The 22,210-nt window shown below is 72.4% G+C and carries 19 protein-coding genes and 1 pseudogene; 10 read left to right on the top strand and 10 right to left on the bottom strand.

Annotated elements, in window-relative coordinates:
* Positions 1 to 219 precede the first annotated feature (219 nt).
* Positions 220 to 516, top strand: a complete 297-nt coding sequence (locus ACFQ9Z_RS32755; protein ID WP_383028023.1) for a hypothetical protein — start codon at positions 220 to 222, stop codon at positions 514 to 516.
* Positions 517 to 1,074: 558 nt separating this feature from the next.
* On the opposite strand, the gene ACFQ9Z_RS32760 is transcribed toward ACFQ9Z_RS32755, so the two are convergent.
* On the bottom strand, positions 1,075 to 1,629 hold the full coding sequence (locus ACFQ9Z_RS32760; RefSeq protein WP_383028027.1) for a GNAT family N-acetyltransferase: 555 nt from the start codon (positions 1,627 to 1,629) through the stop codon (positions 1,075 to 1,077).
* 629 nt (positions 1,630 to 2,258) lie between these two features.
* On the opposite strand from ACFQ9Z_RS32760, the gene ACFQ9Z_RS32765 reads away from it, so the two are divergent.
* From ACFQ9Z_RS32765 to ACFQ9Z_RS32775, 3 genes are all read left to right on the top strand, one after another.
* A complete protein-coding gene (locus tag ACFQ9Z_RS32765; RefSeq protein ID WP_383028477.1) occupies positions 2,259 to 2,879 on the top strand; it encodes an SRPBCC family protein in 621 nt (206 codons plus the stop codon).
* A gap of 36 nt (positions 2,880 to 2,915) precedes the next feature.
* Positions 2,916 to 5,228 (top strand): FdhF/YdeP family oxidoreductase, encoded by a 2,313-nt coding sequence (locus ACFQ9Z_RS32770; RefSeq protein ID WP_383028034.1) that lies wholly within the window; start codon positions 2,916 to 2,918, stop codon positions 5,226 to 5,228.
* Positions 5,229 to 5,539: 311 nt separating this feature from the next.
* Positions 5,540 to 6,835, top strand: a complete 1,296-nt coding sequence (locus ACFQ9Z_RS32775; RefSeq protein WP_383028037.1) for a hypothetical protein — start codon at positions 5,540 to 5,542, stop codon at positions 6,833 to 6,835.
* Between the two features lie 37 nt (positions 6,836 to 6,872).
* On the opposite strand, the gene ACFQ9Z_RS32780 is transcribed toward ACFQ9Z_RS32775, so the two are convergent.
* A complete protein-coding gene (locus ACFQ9Z_RS32780) occupies positions 6,873 to 8,501 on the bottom strand; it encodes an alkaline phosphatase D family protein (RefSeq protein ID WP_383028041.1) in 1,629 nt (542 codons plus the stop codon).
* 1,185 nt (positions 8,502 to 9,686) lie between these two features.
* Between ACFQ9Z_RS32780 and ACFQ9Z_RS32785 the strand changes: the two genes are divergently transcribed.
* Positions 9,687 to 10,832, top strand: coding sequence for a restriction endonuclease (locus ACFQ9Z_RS32785; RefSeq protein WP_383028045.1), 1,146 nt, complete (start codon positions 9,687 to 9,689; stop codon positions 10,830 to 10,832).
* Between the two features lie 166 nt (positions 10,833 to 10,998).
* Here the strand turns inward: ACFQ9Z_RS32785 and ACFQ9Z_RS32790 are convergent, their stop codons facing one another.
* The 3 genes from ACFQ9Z_RS32790 to ACFQ9Z_RS32800 all read right to left on the bottom strand — a co-directional run bounded on the left by ACFQ9Z_RS32790 (position 10,999) and on the right by ACFQ9Z_RS32800 (position 14,351).
* Complete coding sequence (locus tag ACFQ9Z_RS32790) at positions 10,999 to 12,126, bottom strand: cellulose binding domain-containing protein (protein ID WP_383028049.1); 1,128 nt, start codon at positions 12,124 to 12,126, stop codon at positions 10,999 to 11,001.
* A 282-nt stretch (positions 12,127 to 12,408) separates the two neighbouring features.
* On the bottom strand, positions 12,409 to 13,431 hold the full coding sequence (locus tag ACFQ9Z_RS32795) for a LacI family DNA-binding transcriptional regulator (protein ID WP_383028052.1): 1,023 nt from the start codon (positions 13,429 to 13,431) through the stop codon (positions 12,409 to 12,411).
* A 521-nt stretch (positions 13,432 to 13,952) separates the two neighbouring features.
* Positions 13,953 to 14,351 (bottom strand): FAD-dependent monooxygenase, encoded by a 399-nt coding sequence (locus tag ACFQ9Z_RS32800; protein WP_383028055.1) that lies wholly within the window; start codon positions 14,349 to 14,351, stop codon positions 13,953 to 13,955.
* A 350-nt stretch (positions 14,352 to 14,701) separates the two neighbouring features.
* On the opposite strand from ACFQ9Z_RS32800, the pseudogene ACFQ9Z_RS32805 reads away from it, so the two are divergent.
* The 5 genes and pseudogenes from ACFQ9Z_RS32805 to ACFQ9Z_RS32825 all read left to right on the top strand — a co-directional run.
* Positions 14,702 to 14,794: pseudogene (locus tag ACFQ9Z_RS32805) on the top strand (hypothetical protein); the annotation flags it as partial.
* A 301-nt stretch (positions 14,795 to 15,095) separates the two neighbouring features.
* The gene (locus tag ACFQ9Z_RS32810) at positions 15,096 to 16,067 is read left to right on the top strand and encodes a GlxA family transcriptional regulator (protein ID WP_383028060.1); all 972 of its coding nucleotides are present in this window, start codon (positions 15,096 to 15,098) and stop codon (positions 16,065 to 16,067) included.
* Entirely contained in the window at positions 16,064 to 16,705 is a 642-nt protein-coding gene (locus ACFQ9Z_RS32815) for a DJ-1/PfpI family protein (protein ID WP_383028481.1), read from the top strand. The genes ACFQ9Z_RS32810 and ACFQ9Z_RS32815 overlap by 4 nt, the downstream gene beginning before the upstream one ends.
* Positions 16,684 to 17,559: an MOSC domain-containing protein gene (locus ACFQ9Z_RS32820; RefSeq protein WP_383028064.1), complete on the top strand. Its 876-nt coding sequence runs from the start codon at positions 16,684 to 16,686 to the stop codon at positions 17,557 to 17,559. Before ACFQ9Z_RS32815 ends, ACFQ9Z_RS32820 begins: the two co-directional genes overlap by 22 nt.
* Positions 17,560 to 17,792: 233 nt before the next feature.
* On the top strand, positions 17,793 to 18,518 hold the full coding sequence (locus ACFQ9Z_RS32825) for a dienelactone hydrolase family protein (RefSeq protein ID WP_383028067.1): 726 nt from the start codon (positions 17,793 to 17,795) through the stop codon (positions 18,516 to 18,518).
* 31 nt (positions 18,519 to 18,549) lie between these two features.
* Here the strand turns inward: ACFQ9Z_RS32825 and ACFQ9Z_RS32830 are convergent, their stop codons facing one another.
* From ACFQ9Z_RS32830 to ACFQ9Z_RS32850, 5 genes are all read right to left on the bottom strand, one after another.
* Positions 18,550 to 19,311 carry a hypothetical protein gene (locus ACFQ9Z_RS32830; protein ID WP_383028070.1) on the bottom strand — a complete coding sequence of 254 codons (762 nt, stop codon included), beginning with the start codon at positions 19,309 to 19,311 and terminating at the stop codon, positions 18,550 to 18,552.
* Positions 19,308 to 19,925 carry an ABC transporter ATP-binding protein gene (locus ACFQ9Z_RS32835; protein ID WP_383028485.1) on the bottom strand — a complete coding sequence of 206 codons (618 nt, stop codon included), beginning with the start codon at positions 19,923 to 19,925 and terminating at the stop codon, positions 19,308 to 19,310. The genes ACFQ9Z_RS32830 and ACFQ9Z_RS32835 overlap by 4 nt, the downstream gene beginning before the upstream one ends.
* A 175-nt stretch (positions 19,926 to 20,100) precedes the next feature.
* The gene (locus ACFQ9Z_RS32840; protein ID WP_383028073.1) at positions 20,101 to 21,009 is read right to left on the bottom strand and encodes a GNAT family N-acetyltransferase; all 909 of its coding nucleotides are present in this window, start codon (positions 21,007 to 21,009) and stop codon (positions 20,101 to 20,103) included.
* A 164-nt stretch (positions 21,010 to 21,173) separates the two neighbouring features.
* Entirely contained in the window at positions 21,174 to 21,641 is a 468-nt protein-coding gene (locus tag ACFQ9Z_RS32845) for an SRPBCC family protein (RefSeq protein ID WP_383028076.1), read from the bottom strand.
* Between the two features lie 10 nt (positions 21,642 to 21,651).
* Positions 21,652 to 22,203, bottom strand: a complete 552-nt coding sequence (locus ACFQ9Z_RS32850) for a GNAT family N-acetyltransferase (RefSeq protein WP_383028083.1) — start codon at positions 22,201 to 22,203, stop codon at positions 21,652 to 21,654.
* Positions 22,204 to 22,210 lie beyond the last annotated feature (7 nt).

The following is a 22,210-nucleotide window of genomic DNA, read 5'->3' on the forward strand; positions in this document are numbered from 1 at the left end:
GACGGGGACCCGTCCCCGCACAGCGCGGCGAAGCGGGAACCCGCCCGGAACCGCACCCGACAACGGTGCGGCAGACGGGAATCGCCCTCCTTTAGATGGGCGAGGATGTCAAGCGCCCCCACGGACAGAGCGGTCCTGCCGTGTACCGCGTGTGGGGTTCCCGGGCCCCGACAGCGGACGGAGAGCTCGTTGTCAGTGGTGGCTGGGACCCTGGTCGGTATGAACGGCGATGAGCAGTTGCTGCGCGGCCGGGTCTATGGCTGCGACCACGACGCCCCCAACCCCGGCCCGCTCCCCGCACGGACCTACGCGGCGCTTGTCGGTGGCCCCTTGGACGGTCTGCTGCTGGACATCACCGGCTGGACGGCGGAGGAAGTGGACGGTGGCGTCGCCCTGGCCACCGAGCTGTCGCGGTGGCCCGGCGGCCGCGCCCTGTACGACCCCGGAGCCGACGAGCCGCGCACACCAGGCCGAGGGGTGGCCTGCCACTTCTACTACTCCGGCGACACACCCTGACCCAGGCCCGCCCACCGCGGTTGACCAGGCGGTACCGCGGTGCGTGAGGCACGGGGCGGAGGGAACCAGATGGGACGCGCGGCGCGCGCGCATGCCCCGTTCCGCTGTAGCGGCTCGGCCGGGAGTGCACCGGCACAGGGCAAGATGAGCGGCGCAGCGCAAGATGAGCCAAGGAGCCCGAGCCGCCGACGGGGACCACGGGGTGAGGGATCGAAAGGCGCCGAGCGTCTGTGACGAGTAGCCTGCCTTCCAGGTGACAACCAGGCTGCTTCCCGCCGGCGCTTCTGCCAGCCTTTTGGGCTCTGCCGGTGACAACTGTCGTGCCTCGGCAAAAAGGCGACGGCCGGGGCACCGTATGCCGAGCATCGATGCAGGCCGGGCGCCTGCGCGATGACCGCGCGGACGTGGGTGGGTTTCATCCGGTTCGGGCAGTGGGGACGGCAGCTGGTTCCCTGGTGGGGCTGACCGCCGCTCGTCGCCCGACTCCCCGCTTACGCCCTTGCCCCTGCTCGCCCACCATCGCCGCACGCACCGCCGGGTGAGACCAGCAGGCGTGGCTCAGTCCCCGAACCCCCACACCGCGAAATCCGTCACCTTGCGGTAACCGATCCGCTGGTACAGGGCGTTGCTCGTGGGATTGGCAAGATCGGTGAACAGGAGCACATGTGCCGCCCCGCCCGCCACGGCGGTGCGGCTCACCTCCGCCGTCACCGCACCCGCGTAGCCGCGGCCGCGCAGGTGCGCGGGCGTGTAGACCGGAGCCACCCGCACCTGACCCGCCGACTCCGGGCTCACCCCGGCCATGGATACCGGCTCACCGTCGGCGGTCTCCCAGAGGGTGACGCCGCCCTGGGTGATGCGGGCTTCGGCCCACGGCCCGGCCCCCTGACCGGCACTCTGCCCGACCGCCTCCTTGAACGCGTCGTACCAGCGCATCAACAACTCCCGGTCCCCGAACCCGGCCACCCGCGCCCGCCCCTCAGGAGACGGCTCAGGAACACTCAACTCACCCAGCGCGTACAGCCGCTTACGCTGCACCAGCCGGGCCGCCGCACCGGTCCGCCGCTGCCAGGAGACGGCGAGACCCGCCGCCGTACTGTGTTCACCGGACACCCCGCCGAGCCCATGACCGACACCGGCCAGACGAGCCACCAGCCCCTCGGCCCCCTCCACACCGACAGGACTGAGATGGAGCGGGTGCGGCGGCGTGTGAAGAAATGCGGCACCGACCCGCCCGTTTTCACCGCGCAACACCCCGAACAGGGGAACCTCGTCGCTGTACAGCTGCCGCCCCCGACCGCACAGAGCATCCAGCACCGTCAGCAGAACCGTGTGCAGAGCCGGCCGGGACGCCAGGAAGCCACCCGCCCATTCCCTGAACTCCCGTGGATCGTCGGTCAGATGCCAGTCATCAGGACGCATACGGCCATGATGCGGCCCCACGGCCTCGCCCCGACATCCGTCTTCTTCCCCCGGCGGGGCCGGCGGCTGCGTGTGCGCCCTGAAGGACCGGCCGGCCGTGTCAGCCGATCCTGCGACAGTTGTGCCTGTTGACGGCGCAAGGACTCGGCGCCCCCCTGCGAGCCGGGCCCGGCCCCTTCTCACGCTCGGCGCCGCCCGGGACGCCTACGCGATCGTGTGACTTGAAACCCGGGATCGGGGAACTGGAAGGGATGCCCTGACCCATAAGGGGAGGGCCGGGTCTCCCGACGCCCGGCTCCCTCACCGGAAGAAGGACCATGATGGCGCACGAAGACGACGGTGGGCAGGCCGTGCCGAACACCCCGGGCATGCGCTCCGACGGCGACGGCGTCACACGCCGCCGTCCGCTGCGCGAGCGGCACGTCGATGAGACGGTCGAGGTCGCGGTGCCGGTCCGCACGGCCTACAACCAGTGGACGCAGTTCAAGACGTTCCCGCGCTTCTCGACCGTGGTGCGCGACGTCGAGCAGATCAGGCCTACCGTCACCGCGTGGACCATCGGCTACGGCCCCCTGCGCCACCGTTTCGCGGTCGAGATCGTGGAACAGGACCCCGACGCGTACCTGGCCTGGCGTGGCCTGGAGCAGCACCCCACCCACGAGGGGGAGGTCGAGTTCCGGCCGACCGAGTCCGGCGGCACCGCGATCACGGTACGGATGCTCCTCCAGCCGCACGGGGCCGCGAAGGCTCTCACCCGCTCCTCCACGGTCACGGGGCTGACCGCCCGCCTGGTGCGCGGGGAACTGGTCAACTTCAAGCACTTCATCGAAGGGCTCGGCCAGGAGGGCGGCGCCTGGCGAGGCACCATCCGCAACGGCCGCGTTCAGCACGACACCCCGGAACCGCCCAGGAGCCGTGTCGCCCAGTGGCCCGTCGGCTGACCCGCGTACCGCACACGGCAAGAGAAAGGCCAAGCGATGCATAACCCGCCCGGTGAGGAGCCGGAGACCTCCCTCTCCGTGACACCGCCCAAAAAGTGGGCGGCCGGGGTTCCCGCCGTCGCGCACGCGCTGGAGTACTCCCTGGAACAGACCTCCCCGCGCAAGACCGGGGTCGACCTGCTCACCATGAACCAGGTGGGCGGGGTCGACTGCCCCGGCTGCGCGTGGGCGGACCCCGCCCCGGGCCGGCGCCATCGCAATGAGTACTGCGAGAACGGCGCCAAGCACATCAACGACGAAGCCACGACGCGCCGGATCACCGCCGACTTCTTCCGCGAGCACAGCGTGTCCGATCTCGCCGCCCGTTCCGACATGTGGCTCAACCAGCAGGGCCGGCTCACCGAGCCGATGATCAAACGGCCCGGATCGGACCACTACGAGCCCATCGGCTGGAACGACGCCCTGGGCGTCCTCGCGCAGGAACTGAAGGGGCTGGACTCGCCCGACGAGGCGGTCTTCTACACCTCCGGCCGGGCCAGCAACGAGGCCGCCTTCGTCTTCCAGCTCTTCGCCCGCGCCTACGGCACCAACAACCTGCCCGACTGCAGCAACATGTGCCACGAGTCCAGCGGCTTCGCCCTGAACGAGACGCTGGGCGTCGGCAAGGGCACCGTCAGTCTCGACGACCTCCACCACGCGGACCTGATCTTCCTGGTGGGGCAGAACCCGGGCAGCAATCACCCGCGGCAGCTTTCGGCCCTGGAGGAGGCCAAGCGCAACGGCGGCCGCATCGTAGCGGTTAACCCGTTGCCGGAGGCGGGGCTGCGACGCTTCAAGAACCCGCAGAAGCCGCGTGGGGTCGTGGGGCGGGGCACCCAGATCGCCGACCGCTTCCTGCACATCAAGCCGGGCGGGGACCTCGCCCTGTTCCAGGCACTGAACCTGCTGTTGCTGGAGGCGGAGGACGCGCGTCCCGGCACCGTCCTGGACCACGACTTCATCAAAGCCCACACCTCCGGTTTCGAGGAGTTCGCCCGGCACGCCCGCACCGTCGACTGGGACGACGTGCGCGCGGCGACGGGACTGACCCGCGAGGAGATCGAGAAGGTCCGCGACGAGGTCCTGCGGAGCGAACGCGTCATCGTGTGCTGGGCGATGGGCATCACCCAGCACAAGCACGGCGTACCCACCATCCGGGAGATCGTCAACTTCCTGATGCTGCGGGGCAATCTGGGGCGCGCCGGCACGGGCGCCTGCCCGGTGCGCGGCCACAGCAACGTCCAGGGCGACCGCACCATGGGCATCTGGGAGCAGATGCCGGACACCTTCCTGGACGCCCTTCAGGAGGAGTTCGGCTTCGATCCGCCGCGCCCGCACGGCTTGGACTCGGTGAACTCGATCAAGGCGATGCTGGAGGGCCGCGTCAAGGTCTTCCTCGCCCTGGCCGGGAACTTCGTGCGCGCAGCGCCCGACAGCGAAGTCACCGAGAAGGCGATGCGTTCATGCCGGCTGACCGCCCACATCTCCACCAAGCTCAACCGCTCCCACACTGTCTGCGGCGACACCGCCCTGATCCTGCCGACGCTGGGGCGCACCGAGCGTGATGTCCAGGCCGACGGCGAGCAGTTCGTCACCGTCGAGAACTCCATGAGCCAGGTGCACACCTCCCAGGGACGACTCGAACCGGCCTCGCGCGTGCTGCTGAGCGAGGTCGCCATCCTGTGCCGGCTCGCCCGGCGGAGCCTCGACGGCGAGGGGGACATCCCCTGGGCCAAGTTCGAGGGCGACTACAACACCATCCGCGACAGCATCTCCCGGATCGTGCCGGGCTTCCACGACTTCAACGCCCGGGTGACCCGTCCGGGGGGCTTCCAGCTACCCAACCCGGTCAACGAGGGCGTGTTCAGGACCGAGACCGGCAAGGCCCGGTTCACCTGCAACGAGCGGGTGGTCCCCCGGGCCCCCGAGGGTCACCTGCTGCTGCAGACCTTGCGCTCGCACGACCAGTGGAACACCGTCCCGTACACCAACAACGACCGCTACCGAGGCATCCACGGCAGCCGCCACGTGGTCCTCGTCAACCCGGCCGACCTGTCCGAACTCGGCCTCGCCCAGGGCGATCGCGTGGACCTGGTGAGCGTCTGGGAGGACGGCACCGAGCGCCGGGCCGAGAACTTCGAGGTCGTGTCCTACCCGGCGGCCAAGGGTTCGGCCGCCGCCTACTACCCCGAGACGAACGTCCTGGTGCCGCTCGACAGCGTCGCCGACGTGAGCAACCAGCCCACGTCGAAGGGCATCGTCGTCCGCCTCGACCCCACGGGCGACCGGTCCCGGCCGGCACCCGTCTGACCGAAACCGACGACGCCGCTCCCCGGCGGGCCCCGCTGACAGCAGCGGGGCCCGCCGTCCGTCCAGTGCTGTGACCGGGAAGGCCGCCGGGCTTGGAGCGGACAAGCATTTTGATGGGCTGGGCAGCCCGCGCACCGGGCGTGGCAAGATCGCGGCGTGACCGCCGGCATGCTCATCCCTGACGCCGCCGATCCCAGCGCCGAGGCCTTGCGGGTGACGGCCCGATAGGGCAGTTCGCAGACCGTGCGACTCGAAGGGGCACGCTTTGCGCCTCACACTTCAGCGCGGCTGCCCGCCGTTCCTCCCGGTGCGTGCAGCGCTCATCGCACGACCGGGGCGGTAGGCATGGGGCAGGGCTTACGTGGCACTCACCGGGTGCGGGCCGCCCGCTGCGACGCCGTGGCCCGACACAGGGGGCGTACCAGCCGAGTGGAGGCCTGGAAGAGGCACGCGAACACCGCCGGGACCTGGTCGCGGCGGCCGAGACGACCGGGGACGACGAGCTGGCCGCCAGGATCATCGGCGCCTACGACGTCCCAGCGTTGTGGACCCGCGCCGACGACCCCGCGGGCGCCGCCGAGCTGGCCCGCGCCGCAGCCCGGGCCGCCGCCCGGCTCGGCCCGGACGGACCGCCGGCCCTGCGCGCCCGGCTGCTGTCGGTCGTCGCGGTCGAGTCACGCGGCGACGCCACCGCGGACGCGCCCGTTCCCCGGGCAGCCCAGGCGCCCGCCGCCGAACGGTGGCGGGCGCGTGCCCGGCACGCCGCCGAGGAGGCCGTCCGCCTCGCCCGCCGCCTCCAGGACCCCGCGCTGCTCGCGTTCGGCCTCAACGGCGCCTTCATGCAGTCCTTCGACGCCTGCGGATCGGCCGCCCGCCGCGACACCCTCGGCGCCGAACTGACCCGGCTGGCCGTCGACCACCAACTCCCCGGCCACGAGGTACTGGGACGCCTGATCCGTCCCCAGGCCCTCGCCGGACTCGGCGACCTCGCCGCCGGGGACGCGCAGGCCGAGGAGATCGACCGGCTCGCCCACCGCAACGAACGGCCGCTCGCGGCGGTGTTCACCGCCTGGTACCGGGCCCTGCGACGCTGCGAATCCGACGGCTGGCAGGCCGCCCGCGCCACGTACGAGCGGGTCCTCGCGGAGACCGCCGGCTGCGGCATGCCCGGGTTCACCCGGGGCGCGGCCGCCCTCGTCGCGCTGGTCCCGGCCATGCGGGGCGACGCCCTGCCCGATCCCGACGACTTCGCCCACCTCGACGCCGGCCCCTACCGGCCCTGGCTCGACCCCCTGCTCCTGGCCGCCTCCGGCGCCACCGACCAGGCCCGCCGGGCGCTCACGAAGGCCCCACGCCCACCGCACGACCACCTCCAGGAGGCACTGTGGTGCGTTCTCGCCCGCGCGGCGGCCTCCGTTCGGCACCTGCCGGTCCTGCGCCGGGCCCGCGACGAACTCGCCGCCGCAGCAGCCGAGTCCGCCGGCGCCGGCAGCGGCCTGATCTCCTTCGGCCCGGTCGTCCGGCACCTGAACGCCGCCGGTGCCGTGCTCGGCGTCAACACCCCGTCCTCCACGGAGCCTGCCGTGGGTGACGCGCGGGAGCGGTGACCGGGCGGGACGAGGACAGCGCGGACCTCGCAGGGGGCTAACGGTCGGTCAGGGCGGACTCGTGCACGGTCCGCAGCGTCGCGTCCGAGGTGGTGCGCTCCAGACGGAGGCGGGCCGAGCGGCCGCGCAGGGTCAGGGTCATGAGCTGGTTGCCGAACCAGGGGCCGCCCTGCTTGCGCCAGTTGACCGGCGGCCGGGGAGAGCGGCCGTGCCGGGCGAGCATGCGGCCCAGCAGGCGGGCCGGGGCGCTCCAGCCGAAGCGGAACCCCAGCCGCATCATCAGGGACACCGAATTGTGCACGGGCGAGCAGGTGAGCTGGAAAACGGGAGGACGCGGGCCGCCGGACGGCCAGGACGCCTCGGCGAGATAGCCGTGGTGGACGTCGCCGGACAGCACGCACACGGTCGCCGGGGCAGCCGGTGCGGCCCCGGTCTCGGCGATCAGGTCGGCGAGACCGGCGAAGGATCGGGGGAAGGCCGCCCAGTGCTCCAGGTCGGCTCCGCGGCGCAGCCATTCGCCGAAGCGCGCCCAGCGCTGTCCGCGTTCTCCGGCGCACAGGGCCGCGTCCCAGCTTTCGGTGTCGTGCACCAGGTGCGGCAGGAGCCAGGGCAGCGAGGTGCCGATCAGCAGGTGGTCGTACGCCCCCTCGTCGGCCTGTATCTGCTCGCGCAGCCAGGCGTCCTCACCCGGGTCGAGCATGGCCCGGCGGTCCTCGGCGAGGACCCTCGCGGCCCGGGAGTCCACCATCACGACCCTGACCCGGCCGAAGTCGCGGCGGTAGCTGAAGCGGACCGAGGCGGAATCGGCGTCGGCCCGCTCGGCCAGGGCCCGCACCGCGGTGGTGCCGTCCGGCGCGGCGTGCACGGCGGCCCAGGTGGGGTCCTCGGCCAGTTCGGCCGGGGCGAGGTTGCCCAGGTGCTGGTGGACCCAGTAGGACATCAGGCCGCTCACCAGCCGCTCCTGCCACCAGTCGGTGGTGCGCATGTCCGCGAGCCAGGCGGCGGAGGTGTTCCAGTCGTCCACGATGTCGTGGTCGTCGAAGATCATGAAGCTGGGCACGGTGGACAGCAGCCAGCGGACCTCCGGGTCGAGCCAGGATTCGTAGTAGAGGTGGCAGTACTCCTCGTAGTCCGCGACCTGACCGCCGGGTGGCTTGTCGAGATCGCGGCGGCCGGCCAGCCAGCGCCGGGTACGCGCGGAGGTCTCGTCCGCGTAGATCTGGTCGCCCAGCAGGAGCAGCACGTCCGGGCGTTCGGCCTCGGGGTCGGCCATCAGACGGGCGGCGAGGGTGTCGAGGGCGTCGGGGCCGATCGGATCCTTGCCGTCGGCCGGAGGTGCGGCCCAGCGGCACGATCCGAAGGTGACCCGCACGGCGTCGCCGGTGCCCGGTGAGCGGATGACGGAGGGCGGAAAGCGGGGATCGGAAGGGGGCCACACCCGGGAGTCGTCCAGCAACACCTCGTAGCTGGGGGAGCCGCCGGGGCGCAGTCCGCTCACCGTGACGAGCGCGTAATGGTGTCCGGCCACCTGGAAGGTGGGGGCCGTGCCACCCGCCCCGTCGGAGCAGCGCACCTCCACCGTGCAGGGCTCGCCGGTCTCGACCCACACCGTGGCGGACGAGCCCTCGGTGCACCTCAGCAGTGGTCCCAGGCGCAATTCGGCCACGAGATCGCCTTCCTGTCTCGCGCGTAGGGAAAGGAACGACGTAGCGACGGTACAGGGCCCGGCGGCCAAGTGTCCGAATCCGGCCCGCGGAGGCAGGCGGCCGGTGACGACGAGGACGGACGATCCCGTCCTGGCCGTTACCGCCCGGGCCGCATCCGGCAGAGCCGACCCCCGCCGCCCCGGCGAACCGGCGCCAGCCATCGCCACGCAACCGGCCGCGGTGGCACACCGCGACGTCAGCCGCTCCCCGCCCCGTCCCACCTTGCGGTGAAGGACCGCGTGGTCCCGCCCGCCGGAAGTCCGTGGTGCAGCACAGTGGGCCGGTGTCTCCTCGCTCCCTGACCGTGCTCCTCCTGGTGCTGCTGGGCGTCACGGGCTGCACCACCGTGATGACGGCCGACTCACCGCCGGCCGACGGCCCCACCCCGGGTGTAAGGGCTCCGCTCGCTCCGGACGAACCGAAGGCGCCGGTGCCCGCGACACCGCTTCCGGCGCGGTCCGCCCTGGTACGGACCGGACCCGACCGGACGCGGCACACCCCGAAGGCCGGTCGCACGCACCGGCAACAGCCCCCGGCTCCCGTGACTCCAACCCGGTGGCCCCATACAACCGTTGTCCGGACGCCGCCGGCACCACGCGTCCACCCGGCCCCGCGGCGACGGCCGCACCCGCACGCGAGGACGCGACACACGGGCCCGAGGAAGCGGCACCCCGCCGTGCGCACACCCCGCGTTTACCCGCTGCCCCGGACCGGGCCCTACCCCCGTCAAATGCGGCAACTGTGCCGCAGCGCCGACGGGGTGGCAGCCCCCGACATCGCGGGCCTGTGCCACGAGGCCTGGGACTAAGCCGTGTCCGAGCGCGCTCACCGTGCGGGGGCAGAGCCCGGCTGCGGTCGCGGGGGCTGGTCGGGCAGGTCCTGTATCAGCCGGCGCTGTCCTGATCAGTTACAGTCTGCTCACTTCGAAGCAAGGGGTACGGGGGGAAGTTGTGCAACTCGGCATATGCTCGGTCTGTCGGCTGCAGTTGCCTCTGTCCAAGGGGATGCTCGTCTCCCACAAGGTGGAAGGGCAGGCCTGTCCGGGATCCGGCCGGGCGGCCGGGGTGCGGCCCCCCGCGGACGTCAACGCCCCAGCCGCGGGCGGGGACAAGAACCCGACACGGCGTCCGCCCGTGGATACCCGGGTGGAGGCCGTTCAGCTGTCGCTCAGCGCCCTGTGTGTCGTGGGGCTCCTCGTCGCCCTCGTCGGGCTGTTCTTCTCCGAGGTCGTCCCGCTGTTCGCACTGGCTGTCGTCGCTGTCGCGGGAATCGCCCTGTGGGTGCTGAACGCCACCCCGGCGGGCCGGCGCAACACCGCCCGCAACGACGCTGCGGCGGCACGACTGGCCGGGGCCCGCGAGCGGGAGGCCGCACGCGCCGAGCAGAAGCGCGAGCAGGAGCGGCAGGATGCTCTGGCACGCGAGGCGGCCGCGGCGGCCCAGGCACTGCGGCGCGCGGCACGTCAGCTGCTCGACGGACTGCCCGAGCGCGGAGCGCCGCAGGAAGAGGCGATCGCCCACTGCCTGTCGGGGACCAGCGCGGCGCGCGACCCACGCGTCAAGGCCGAGGCTGAGCGGCTCGCGCGACGCCATGTCGCCGTGGACGAGCGCATCCTGTGCATCGCCCTGTCGGCGACCAGCGGGTCCGGCAGGCGCCCGGCGCTGCTGATCCTCACCGACCGCGCGGCGGCCGTGTCGGACAGAGGCACGTCCTACCGGTACGACCCCGATCCCGACGATGTGACCGAAGGCTGGGGATTGCAGGTCGGAGACCTGCACTTCTCCTTCCTCGACAATCCCCGGCTGCGCGCCGCCCTCGCGGCCCGGCAGGAGGCCGCGGCCCTCCCCGCGCCGGCCGCGTCCCCGGCGGGCCGCCCCGAGCCCCGGTTGATCCGCACCGCGCGGGACTCCGAACTCGTCGCCGTCGACTGGATGCGTCACCTGGGCTTCACCGATGCGGTGGCCACGCCCGTCGGCGCCGACGAGGGAATCGACGTCATCTCCGAGCGGGGCCTGGCCCAGGTGAAGATGGAGGGCAGCCCCACCACCCGCCCGACCGTCCAGCAACTCCACGGCGTCGCCACCGCCAAGGGGAAGGAAGCCTTGTTCTTCTCACTGGCCGGATACACCCCGCCGGCCGTCGAATGGGCCTCGCGGCACGGCATCGCCCTGTTCCGGTACGACTACCAGGGGACGCCCCAGGCCATCAACGCGCCCGCGCTGCGGCTGTGGGAGACAGCCGGCGCACGGGCGTCCCAGCCGGCCGAGGCCGATCACGGCAGCGACGCGTAGACAGCTCGTCCGGCGCCACGCCTGCTCCCCGCAGGACCCGTTCGCGGAACGGGTCCTGGCACGCCCGGCCGAGGGGAACCCGGAGACGGCTGACGGGGTCGGCACGCCGCGCCCTACGGCAGGCGGAAGACTCCTGCCCGCAGTACGCGCAGCCGCGCAGGATGGTTCACGCGATGCCGCAGGCAGCCCCGTTGAGGCTGAAGGCCGCAGGCTTGGCGAAGTTGCCGCCGTACGTGCCCTGGAAACCGAAGGAGACCTTGCCGCCCGCCGGGATCTGCGCGTTGTAGGCCACGCCGCTCGCCGTGACGGTTCCGGACGACGGGCTCAGACCGGCGTTCCAGGCACTGGTGATCTGCTGCCCGGCCGGCAGCGTGAAGCCCAGCTTCCAGTCGTTGACGGGGGAGGAGCCGGTGTTGGTGAGGGTGACGTCGGCGGTGAAGCCGCCCTGCCACACGTTCGTCGCGTACGACACGGTGCAGGCCGCGGGAGTTCCGGGGTTTCCGGAGTCGCCGCCGGTGTTGACCGCGGAGGAGAACGAGGTGACCGCGAGACCGGTGCCGTTCTGCCAGGGCTCGAAGCCCGCCTGCACGCTGGTCAGGTACCAGTTGTTCTGCGCCAGCCCGCGGGAGACGGCCTGCCGGACGAAGTCCATGACGTCGAAGTTCCAGCTCGCGATCGCCGACGGGGCGACGAAGGACAGCACGTCGTTGGAGCCGTTGTTGCCGGACCACACCTGCCACTGGCGCCCCGCCACGGTGGCCGAGCCCACCTGCGAGCCGACGGGCTGGATGGAACCGACCTTGTTGAACCAGACCATGATCTCCGTCCGGTTGACCCCGTCGGTGCGGGGCGTGGGGTCGAGCCAGATGTCGTACGCGGCGTCGTACACGGCGTCGCTCACGTAGCTGTACGAGATACCGGTCGGTGCGCTGGAGATGGCGCTGAGCTGCGCCGGAAGGCGGGTGCCCGGCGAGCAGTTGGTGTAGTGGCAGCCGTTGAAGAGGGACGGGTAGGACTTCGGGGCGCCGTTCGTCGGGACCGAGCCGTCGGCCTGGGTGATCCTGAATCCCGAGTCGGTGGCGGTGATGCACTGGGTCTGGCTGGTGCCCCAGCGGTTGTTCTGGACGACGTAGCGGCCCTGGATCGTGGTCGTTCCGAACTGTTCGCAGATAGAGGTGTCGGCGTGGGCCGCCGGGGCGGTGCCGAGCAGCGCCGCCAACGTGGCGAGCGAGGCGAGCAGGGCGCCTAACAGGGCGTGCGTCCTGGTGCGGTGGGGGTGCCGTGAGGTGCGCATGGGGGTCCTCTCGGAGGGGTGGGGACATCACGGGAGCGCCCGAACCCAGACACGATTGGGAGCGCTCCCATCTCCGCCGTTTCGGGGGACTGTAGGGAAGCGTCGTGACCCTGACAAGACGCTGCGCAGGATCCCGTCGAAACTCCGAAGCCGCAGGCCGGCGAAGTCAGGCCGGTGCGGCGGCTAACCGGCCCCCTGCCTGGGAGCGCTCCCGAACCCGTCCCGCACACCGCACCACCGTGCACCCGAGCACCGCAGCCGCCGATCGGCCGGCGCCGCCGCTCAAGCCGAGTCGCGCAGCACCAGTTCCGTCCGGAGGATGACGTGGCGCCAGGCCACGGACGGCTCCTCGATCTCCTGGAGGAGGAGCCGGACCATCGTCCGGCCGATCTCCCCGAGCGGCTGACGCACCGTCGTCAGTCGTGGCGCCGTCCGCTCCGCCAGTGGGAAGTCGTCGAAGCCGATGACGGCGACGTCCTGCGGCACGCGGCGTCCTGCCGCCCGCAGCGCGGCCAGGGCGCCTTCGGCCGTGGTGTCCGAAGCGGCGAGGACGCCGTCGGTCTCCGGATGCCGTTCGAGGAGCCGGGCCATGGCCCGGCAACCGCCTTCCTCGGTGAAGTCGCCCTCCTCGATCCAGGACGGCGGGACGTCCAGGCCGCCCAGCGAGAGGGCTTCCCGGTAGCCGCGCAGCCGGCACTGGGCGACGTACATGTCGAGCGGCCCGGTGATCGTGGCGATCGTCCGCCGCCCGGTGGCCAGCAGGTGGGCGACCGCGCTGCGCGCGCCGCCCGCGTTGTCCGCGTCGACGTAACTGACACGCTCGTCGCCCGAGCGGCGTCCCATCAGCACGGTCGGCATCCGGGCCTCGGCGAGCATGTCGGGCAGCGGATCGTCGGCGTGGACGGACATCAGCAGGACGCCGTCGACCCGCCCGCCCCGGGCGTACTCGAGGAAACGCCGCCGCTCGGCGTCCGAGCGGACCAGGGTGAGCAGCAGCTGCGGTCCGGTGCCGGCCAGCGCGTCGCCGATCGCGTGCACGATCTCGGAGAAGAACGGCTCGGCGAACTGCCGCCATCTGGGCTCGGTCATCACGAGCGCGACGGCGTCGGCCCGCTGCCCGGCGAGCGAACGCGCCGCCAGATTGGGCACGTAGCCGAGTTCCGCGATCGCTCGCTGAACGGCTCTCCGCGTGGACTCCTTGACGCCCGCCGCGTTGTTGACGACCCGGGAGACGGTGCCCCGGCCCACCCCGGCGCGGGCGGCCACCTCCTCGAGTGTCGGAGCGCCCGGCTGCCGCCTGCCCATGACCACCTCCCCAGAGATCACCGATACTACGGCGCGCAGGACACCGGGCACAGGTCTTCCCAAGGCTCCGGCTGCGGGATGCCGGGCATGGGCGAGAGACGGCGAACGGGCGCTGATCGGCTTACCCGGTCCGGTCCGCATGTCGCCCGCGTCACTGCCTCAGGCGCGACCCGGCGGCCTCGCCGGATGCCAGAGGCCCGCCACTCGACGGCTAGGAGGTCAGGTCCAGCGGCTGCAGGGTGTCCCAGTAACCGCGCAGTGTCTCTTGGGGCGTCGCCGGACCGGGGGCCTGCCGAGAAGCCGTCGGCCAGGGCCGCGCTCGCTCCGAGGCGCGGCGTGCCCACCAGTGGACGGCGCCTACGCTCACGCAGCTGCCGGTGAGCGCCGCCGCGGCGATGGTGAGTGCGTATCGGGCCCTGACAGGCATGTCGTCCCCCGCTGGGTGGTCCGTGGAATCGCGCTTGCGCATAGCCGGGTTGCCCGGCAGGCCGGCTTAACACCCCGCGGCCGTGCCTCCTCCCTCAGACGGCCTGGACGGTGAGGTCGTCGCGGCCGGGCGGCTGCCAGTCGAGGATCGGGGTGAGCGCGTCGACGAGAGCCGAGGCCGGTGTCATACGGAGCATCAGGTCGCGCGAGGCGGTGGCGGGAGCGGAGTGCCACTGTGCGGCGGCGCCGATCCGCTCGCAGCGACGGGCGATCATCCGGGTGCGCGGGCGCCGGCACCCGTCGTAGGCGGCCAGCGCGGACTCCACATCCGGATGTGCGTCCAGGAGCCCGGCCAGCGTCACCGCGTCCTCCAGCGCCTGGTCGGCGCCCTGGCCCAGGTTCGGGGTCATGGCGTGCGCGGCGTCGCCGAGCAGCGCCGCGCGGCCCGTGACGAAACCGGCCAAGGGCGGCAGGGGGTAGATGCCGTGGCGCATCACCGTCGCCTCCTCGGCGCCCGCGAGCAATCGGGGGACCGGGTCGGGCCAGCGCCGAAGCGCCGGCGCGGTTCGGCCGGTTCACCACACGGGCCGCGCTGCCCTTCGGGAGCGTTGGCGACGCAGAACACGTATGTGCGGCCGTCCGTGAGCGGCGCGAACCCCACGCGCTCACCACGTCCCCAGCTCTCGCCCCCGGCCGGCGGCCGCTCACCCGTGTCGACGACGAATCGCCATGCGGTGTACCCGGCACACCTCGGTGCCGGAGCCTGCGGTCACAACGCCTGCCGCACGGTGGAGCCGATCCCTTCGGCGCCTACCAGCAGTTCGGCCTGCGCGACGCCGCTGTCGTGCTCGGCCTCCTCGCTCTGGAAGCACCGCGTCGTCCCGAGCTCCGTGCGGCCCTGCACGCCGCGGGCAGCCGCCGTCGCGCCTTGGCCGCGAACCTGCTCGCCGCGGCCGGCGCACCTGACCCCACGGCGAACGCCAACGCCTTCGTGGCGTCCTGGACGGCACACTGCTCAATCAGCTCACGGCGGTGGCCCCACACCGGCTCACCCCCGAGCAGTTGCGCCGAAGCCTTCTCAACGTCATCCGCACCTGCGCGGAACCGCGGCATCCCTGAACAGCGAACCCCGCACAGTTCGGCGGTCCAGTGGGCGGTGACGCGACGCGCCACCGATGGCGCGAATCGTGGGACGGACGTCGTTGACGCCGGTCCGCCGGAACCCGCAGGCTCGAGACGTGCAACGACGTCGCATCGTGTTCGTGGTCTTCGACGGCTTCCAGGCCCTGGACCTGGTCGGTCCGCACGAGGTGTTCCAGCATGCGCGGACGCCCGCGGGAGCGTACGACTGCCAGGTCCTGGCAGCTGTCGCCGGCCCCGTACGGTCGAGCAGCGGCCTGCCCCTGCAGGCCGGACACGGTGTGGCCGACCTGGACCCGCACGGAATCGACACCCTGGTGGCGGTGGGCGGCAAAGGCGTCGACGAAGCGGCCAAGGACGGCGCGGTCACCGGGTGGATCGCCGCGGCCGGCGCAACCGCCCGCCGCGTCACCTCGGTGTGCAGCGGAGTGTTCCTGCTGGCGGCCGCTGGACTTGTCGAGGGCAGGCGCGTGACCACCCACTGGTCCCGAGCGGAGCAACTCGCCCGGCAGCATCCCGGACTCCGGGTGGACTGCGACCCGATCTTCCTCAGGGACGGGAGGGTGTGGACCTCGGCGGGCGTGACCGCGGGCATGGACCTCGCCCTCGCCCTGGTCGAGGACGACCTCGGCCGGGACGTCGCCCATGCCGTCGCCCAGGAGCTGGTGCTCTTCCTGCGCCGGCCGGGCAGCCAGTCGCAGTTCAGCGTGCCGCTGTGGTCGCGCCAGCCGTCCACCGATCCGATCCGGGCAGCGGTGTCGGCGATCCATGCCGACCCCCGAGCCCGGCACGGTGTCGCCGAGCTGGCCGCGCACGCGGGCCTGAGTCCGCGTCACCTGCAGCGCAGGTTCACCGCCGAACTGGGCACTCCGCCGGCGGCCTATGTGGAGCGGGTGCGCGTGGAGGCGGCCCGCCGGGCCCTGGTCGAAGGCGACGACCCCGTCGAGGTCATCGCCCGCCGCTGCGGCTTCGGTACCGCGGAGACGCTGCGGCGCTCCTTCCACAGGCGCGTCGGCGTCGCGCCGTCCGAGTACCGGGACAGATTCCGATCCATCGAGGAGTACGCATGACGGCCTATGGGCTGCTGTTGTTCGAGGGGGCCGAGGAACTGGACTTCGTCGGCCCCTGGGAGGTGTTCACCTCCTCGGCCATGCTCCGCGAGGGACGGGACACCACCGTACTGATCGCCGAACGGCCGGGCGCCGTCCGCTGCAACAAGGGCATGCGGGTACTGCCCGACCACACCTTCGACGATCACCCACCGCTCGACGTGCTGCTCGTGCCCGGCGGAAACGGCACCCGGACCCAGGTGTCCAACCCCGTACTCGTCGAGTGGATCCGCGAGACCTCCGCCCGGACCGCCTGGACCACCGGTGTGTGCACCGGAGCCCTGCTGCTGCACGAGGCCGGCCCGGCCCGCGGCCGCCGCGTGGCCACCCACCACGCCTTCGAGGACACCCTCGAGGCACGCGGAGACGTCACCGTGGTCCGTGACGCGCGCTACGTGGTCGACGGCGACCTGGTCACCAGCCAGGGCGTGTCCGCCGGGATCGACATGGCCCTGTGGCTGATCGGCCGGCTGCACGGCCGCGATCACGCCCGCGCCGTGCGCCGTTACATCCAGTACGAGCCCGCCCCGCCCTACCTCGCCGACGAGCCGGAGCCCGCCGCGGACGGAGGCGGCGCATGGCCCACGTCGCAGACCTGATCAGCTACCCCGTCAAGGGCTGCAGGGGCACCTCCATGAGCGAGGCGGTGCTCACGCCGGCGGGCCTCGCGCACGACCGCGGCTTCATGGTCGTCAGCGAGGAGGGGCTCCACCGTACCCAGCGCCGCCACCCCCGGCTCGCCCTCGTCCAGCCGGCCGTCAGCCACGACGGCAGCCGGCTGACACTCGACTCGGCCGACTCGGCGAGCGGTCACGGCACGCTGCACGTCGACGTCACCACCTCCGCGCCGCGCCGCGACGTCGACCTGTTCGGCGCCGCCTTCCAGGGCATCGACCAGGGCGACGAAGCCGCCGCCTGGCTCTCGGAGTTCCTCGGCGCCGCCAGCCGCCTGGTACGCGTGCCGCCGGACCACGACCGGATCACCGACGGCTGGACTCCAGGTACCTCCGGCTACGCCGACAGCAGCGCCGTACACCTGCTGACCCGGTCTTCCCTCACTTCCCTCAACCGGCGGATGGCCGCCGAACACGGCGCCCCGCCCCTGCCCATGGACCGCTTCCGGCCGAACATCGTCGTCGACGGCGGCCGGGGCGAGCACCGTGACGGCGCCGACTGGGCGGCCGTTCCCCATGCCGAGGACCGCGCCCGCCGCATACGCATCGGCGCGGCCGAACTGGGCTACGCCAAGCTCGCGGTGCGCTGCGCGGTCACGCTGGTCGACCAGGAAGCCGGTGCCCGCCAGGGGCGGGAACCGCTGCGTACGCTCGCACGCTACCGTCGCACGGCCAGCGGGGGTGTGGTGTTCGGTGCGAAGTTCTCCGTCGTGCGGCCAGGAAAACTCTCCGTCGGCGACGAGGTGGCCGTGCAGGAGTGGGGCGAGGCCGAGATGTGAACCCCGACCGCACGGACGGGCCCAGAGGCGGAGCGCCCGGTCGCCGGCCGCCGCCCTCCGCGGGCCGGCCGGCTCGACTCTAACCCTAAAGCTGAGGTTCAGAGCGTGATCACCGTCAGGCTGCGGGACCGGTGACACCACGCCTCCCCCCGGACGTTCCGGCACACGGGTCTGCTCTGCCGGCAGCAGAACGCCGGCCTGTCCCGGCACGGCAATCACTACAGTCCAACCGCATGACGAGTGTGACAAAGCGCGAGGTGGAGTACCAGGCCGACGGTCTGACGATGATCGGGCACCTGGCGCTGCCGGCCGGCGTCGGCCGCCGGCCCGCGGTGCTGCTCGGACCGGAGGGCATGGGGCTCAGTGACGTCGAGCGCGGCCGGGCCGATGCGCTGGCCGGGCTGGGATACGTGGTGCTGGCCTTCGACCTCCACGGCGGCCGCTACTTGGGCGACCCCGACGAGATGCTGGCCCGGTGCACGCCGCTGCTCGCCGACCCCGACCGGATGCGGGGCCTCGGTCACGCGGCCCTGGACGTGCTGCGCGCGGAGCCGCGGACCGACCCCGACCGGATCGCCGCCGTAGGCTACGGCACCGGAGGCATCATCGGGCTGGAACTCGGGCGCGACGGCGCCGACCTGCGCGCGATCGCGACCCTCAACGGGCTGACCACGGGACGGCCGGGCGAGACGGCGCGCATCCGCTGCCCGGTGTGGGCCGGGGTCGGATCGGAAGACCCCGTCATGCCGCCCGCGCAACGGGAGGAGTTCGCCGCCGACATGCAGGCCGCGGGCGTCGACTGGCGCCTCGTGGTCTACGGCGGCGCCCTGCACGCCTTCCACCACCCGCCGGTCGACCATCCCGTGGTCCCCGGCGTCGGCCACCACCCACGGCACGCGCAGCGAGCCTGGCGCGACGTCGTCGACCTGCTCACCGAGTGCGTGCCCGTGTCGGAGTGACGCAGCGGCTGACCGGCCTGTCGACCACCCGTCAGCGGAAGCGGGAGGACGCGTACGTGCGGGTGCGGTGGACGAAGGCGGCGACGCTGGTGGCGGCCAGGGCGGTCAGCCACACGGCGCTGTGCGTGAGCGGGGAGAGGGTCACCTGGTGGGTGTAGCCGGCGGCGAGGCTGGTCTGGAGGGAGCCGTAGCTGGGGAGCAGTCCGACCAGGGGGTTGTCGGCGGTGGTGGCGGCGACGGGGTTCTGCGGGGCGAGATCGATGATGCTGACCATGATGATGGTGACCAGCCCTTCGACCTCGCCGGGCAGGAAGAGGGCCAGACACGTGCCCATGGCTCCGTACACGAGGGCGACGACGAGGACGGCGACGCCGAGCAGTACGGGTTGGGCGGGGGACCAGAACAGCAGCATCCAGCCGGTGGCGTAGGCGCTGACGAGGACGGCGGCGGTGAGCAGAGCGGTGAGTTTGGCCGCGATGAGAGCGATGCGGGGGTAACCGGCCGCGGCCAGTCGGCGGTCGAACGCCCGCGTGCGGCGGGCGGTGCTGAACATGAGGAAGCCCACCAGCAGGGAGACGGCGTTCAGCGAACCGCTGATCATGGTGATCTCGTCGCCGCCGGCGTGCAGCCAGGCGCCGGTGGCGCGCAGCCGGAAGGGGAACGTCTTGGGGGTGGTGACGGTCTTGGCCACGGTGATCCACAGCGGGATGAACACGACGAGCAGCACGGCCGCCAGCCGGTTCTTCGCCATGGCCAGCAGGCCGTAGCGGCCGGCGGTGAGGTAGGCGTTCACTCGGCGGCGGCCGCCGCCGGCCCGGCGTGCAGGAGACCGTCGCGGAGGCGGTAGACCACGTCGAGGCGGGCGGTGTCGTGGGCGAGGTGGGAGACGATGACCACGCTGCGGCCACGGTCCTTGAGATCTTCGGTGATCTCCCAGAACCGCAGGTACGTCTCCCAGTCGAAGCCCTGATAGGGCTCGTCGAGCAGCAGTACCTCCGGATCGTGCATCAAGGCCAGGACGAGGTTCAGCTTCTGCTGCGTGCCCCCGCTGAGGACCTTCACCGGCTCGTCGCGGTAGGGGGCGAGCGACAGGGTCTGAAGAAGCCGGTCGGCGCGCATGAGGTGGGGCAGACGGTAGGCGATCTGGAACAGACGCAGGTGCTGGCGCACGGTCAGCTCCCCGTCGAGGACCGGCTGCTGGGGGCAGTAGCCGTATCGGCCCACCAGGTCGACGCGACCGTCGTCCGGCGGCAGGTCGCCGCTGAGGACGCGCAGCAGCGTGGTCTTGCCGGCGCCGTTCTCACCGACCACCCCAACCACCTGCCCGGCCCGTGCCGTGAAGTCGGCCCCGCGCAGCACGCGACGGGCCCCGAATGCCTTGCGCACCCCGCGCACGCGCAGCACCACGGCCGGCGGAGGACTCACCTCGGTCACCGAGCCTCCTGCGACAGTCCGCGATCCAGTGCACATCACCAGCAACCTTCAACGACGAACCGGCCACCGGGGCACGGCCGGGAACCGCACCGCAGGACTTCCCTTGTCCCTGGCGGCAGGACGACGGCTCCGGGCAACCGCCGGGGCCTCACAGGTCCTTTCGGAAGACCGTCGAGCTGTGCCGGACCGTCATGCCGACTCTCAGGTAGAGGTCGAGGGCTCCGGTGTCCGAGTGGGTCCACAGGGTGCAGGAGCGCGATCCGGCGCGGTGGAAGGCGCGGAAGGAGTGGCGCAGGAGGAGCCGGGCGATGCCGCGGCCGCGGTGGTCGCGCCGTACGGCGACCTGTTCGAGGTAGCCCTCGTTCGTGCCGGGCGCGTCCAGCGCAAGTGCCGCTCCCACCAGGTGGTCACCGGCGAAGGCCAGGGCCGACCGCTCAGGGGCGAAGGTGGGCCGGTCGACGATGTGGGCGGCCCACTCCTCGTAGGCCTGCCGTCGTTCCTGCCACTCGTCGAACGCGTCCTGGACGAGGACGTGCGTGGCCGGCCCGTCGCCGGGGCGGAAGGGCCGTACGGTGATGCCCGCCCGCGAGGCGGGCACCGCGGGCTCGTCCGGCATGGCGAACTCCAGCAGCCAGGCGGTCACCAGTGGCTCGTAGCCGTGCGCGCGCAGCAGTGCCACGGCGTCGGTGTCCGCGTCCGGCACGGTCTGCACGACGCGGGCGGTGCCGGCCTGCCGTGCCCGCGCCAGTGTCCAGGCGAGGAGCGCGGTGCCCAGGCCGCGGCCCCGGTGCTCCGGGTGGACGTCCACCGCGGAACGCCGGTCGACCCAGGCGCGGGCGACGAGGCGACCGGCCGGGTCGTGGACGAGGACGGTGTCCGACTCCGGCGCCAGGCCCGGACGCGTGAGGTCGGCGACTACGGCTCCGACGTCGCTCTGCACTCGCCCGTACACCTGTCGCTCGCAGTCCGTGACCAGAGCGTGGATCGCCTGGACGTCAGCGGCGGTCGAGGGCCGGGAACGGTAGCCGGCCGGCAGCGAGGGGACGAGGGAAGGCACCGGCGGAGGCTAGCCGGGGGCCGGATCTCCCCGCAAGGCGGCGAGCGTCGCCCCCCTGCGACGCCCCGAGGTGCCCTGAGGTGCCGACGGTCCGGCGGTCACGCCCGCCAAAGTCTTCGTGGCCGGTCGGTGGCGCTCAGCACACGGACCGCGCCGGCCCTCGGTCAGTCGCTCGCTTCGACGTACGAGGCGAGATTGGCCAGCGAGGACGCGATACCGGCCTCGTGCGCCGCCTGGTCGATGCCAGGTGGCACGTCCGTGGCCGTCACGCTCACCTCGGTTCCGTCACCGGAGGCGGCCAGCTGCCAGGTCATCGTCATGGTGCCCGCGTACGAGGGGTCTTCGGCCGCGAACACCGCGCTCTGCACCACCCGTTCCGCCGGCACCAGCTCCGCGAACCCGACGTCGACGACATCCGTCTCATGAGACGTCTTGCCGGGGCCGCCGAGCGGGTCCAGGTACGTGAGGACCATCCGGAACCCGCCACCCGGGCGGGGGTCCCACCGCTCGATGCGTCCGCGCATGCCGTCCGGCGGCAGCCAGGCCTCCAGCGACTCCCGGTCGAGGAGAGCGCCGTAGACGGTTGCCGGCGGTGCCGCAATGAACCGGCCGGCGCGGTCGATCCTGTCCATGGCCCCGAGTCTAGGACCGGGGGGTCGCCCACTCGTCGCGCAGCATTCCGAAGAGCACTCGGTCGTAGCGCTCCCCTCCCACCAGCACAGCCGACCGACGGCGGCCCTCCTCACGGAAGCCCAGCCTGGCGAAGGCGCGCACGGCGCGTTCGTTGCCGCTCCAGGTGTCCAGCTCCAGCCTGCTCAGGGAGTACGCACCGAACAAGTGGTCCACGAGCAGCCGCACCGCGTCACTGCCGTGGCCGCGGCCCCAGAACTCCCGCTCGCCGATGGTGACTCCCAGCGTGGCCACGCCGGCGTAGGGGTCGAGGTCCCGGTAGTCGGCCATGCCTATCACGTTCCCGCCTGCCAGGTCCTCGACCGTGAACACGGCCGACTCCCTCGGGCTCAGCCGCAGCATGGTCTCGAAGCCGAGCCCGATCGCCTCCGCGGTGACCGGGCCGAAACCCGGGTCGCCGGCCGCGGCCCAGCGCACCACCTCCGGGTCGTTGCGCCACCGGAAATGATGCTCAGCGTCTTCGGAACGCAGCGCGCGCAGTCTGACCAGCTTGCCTTCGAACATCGGACCA

Origin of the sequence: Streptomyces sp. NPDC056580 (genome assembly GCF_042793175.1) — a bacterium.
Classification (GTDB): Bacteria; Actinomycetota; Actinomycetes; order Streptomycetales; family Streptomycetaceae; genus Streptomyces.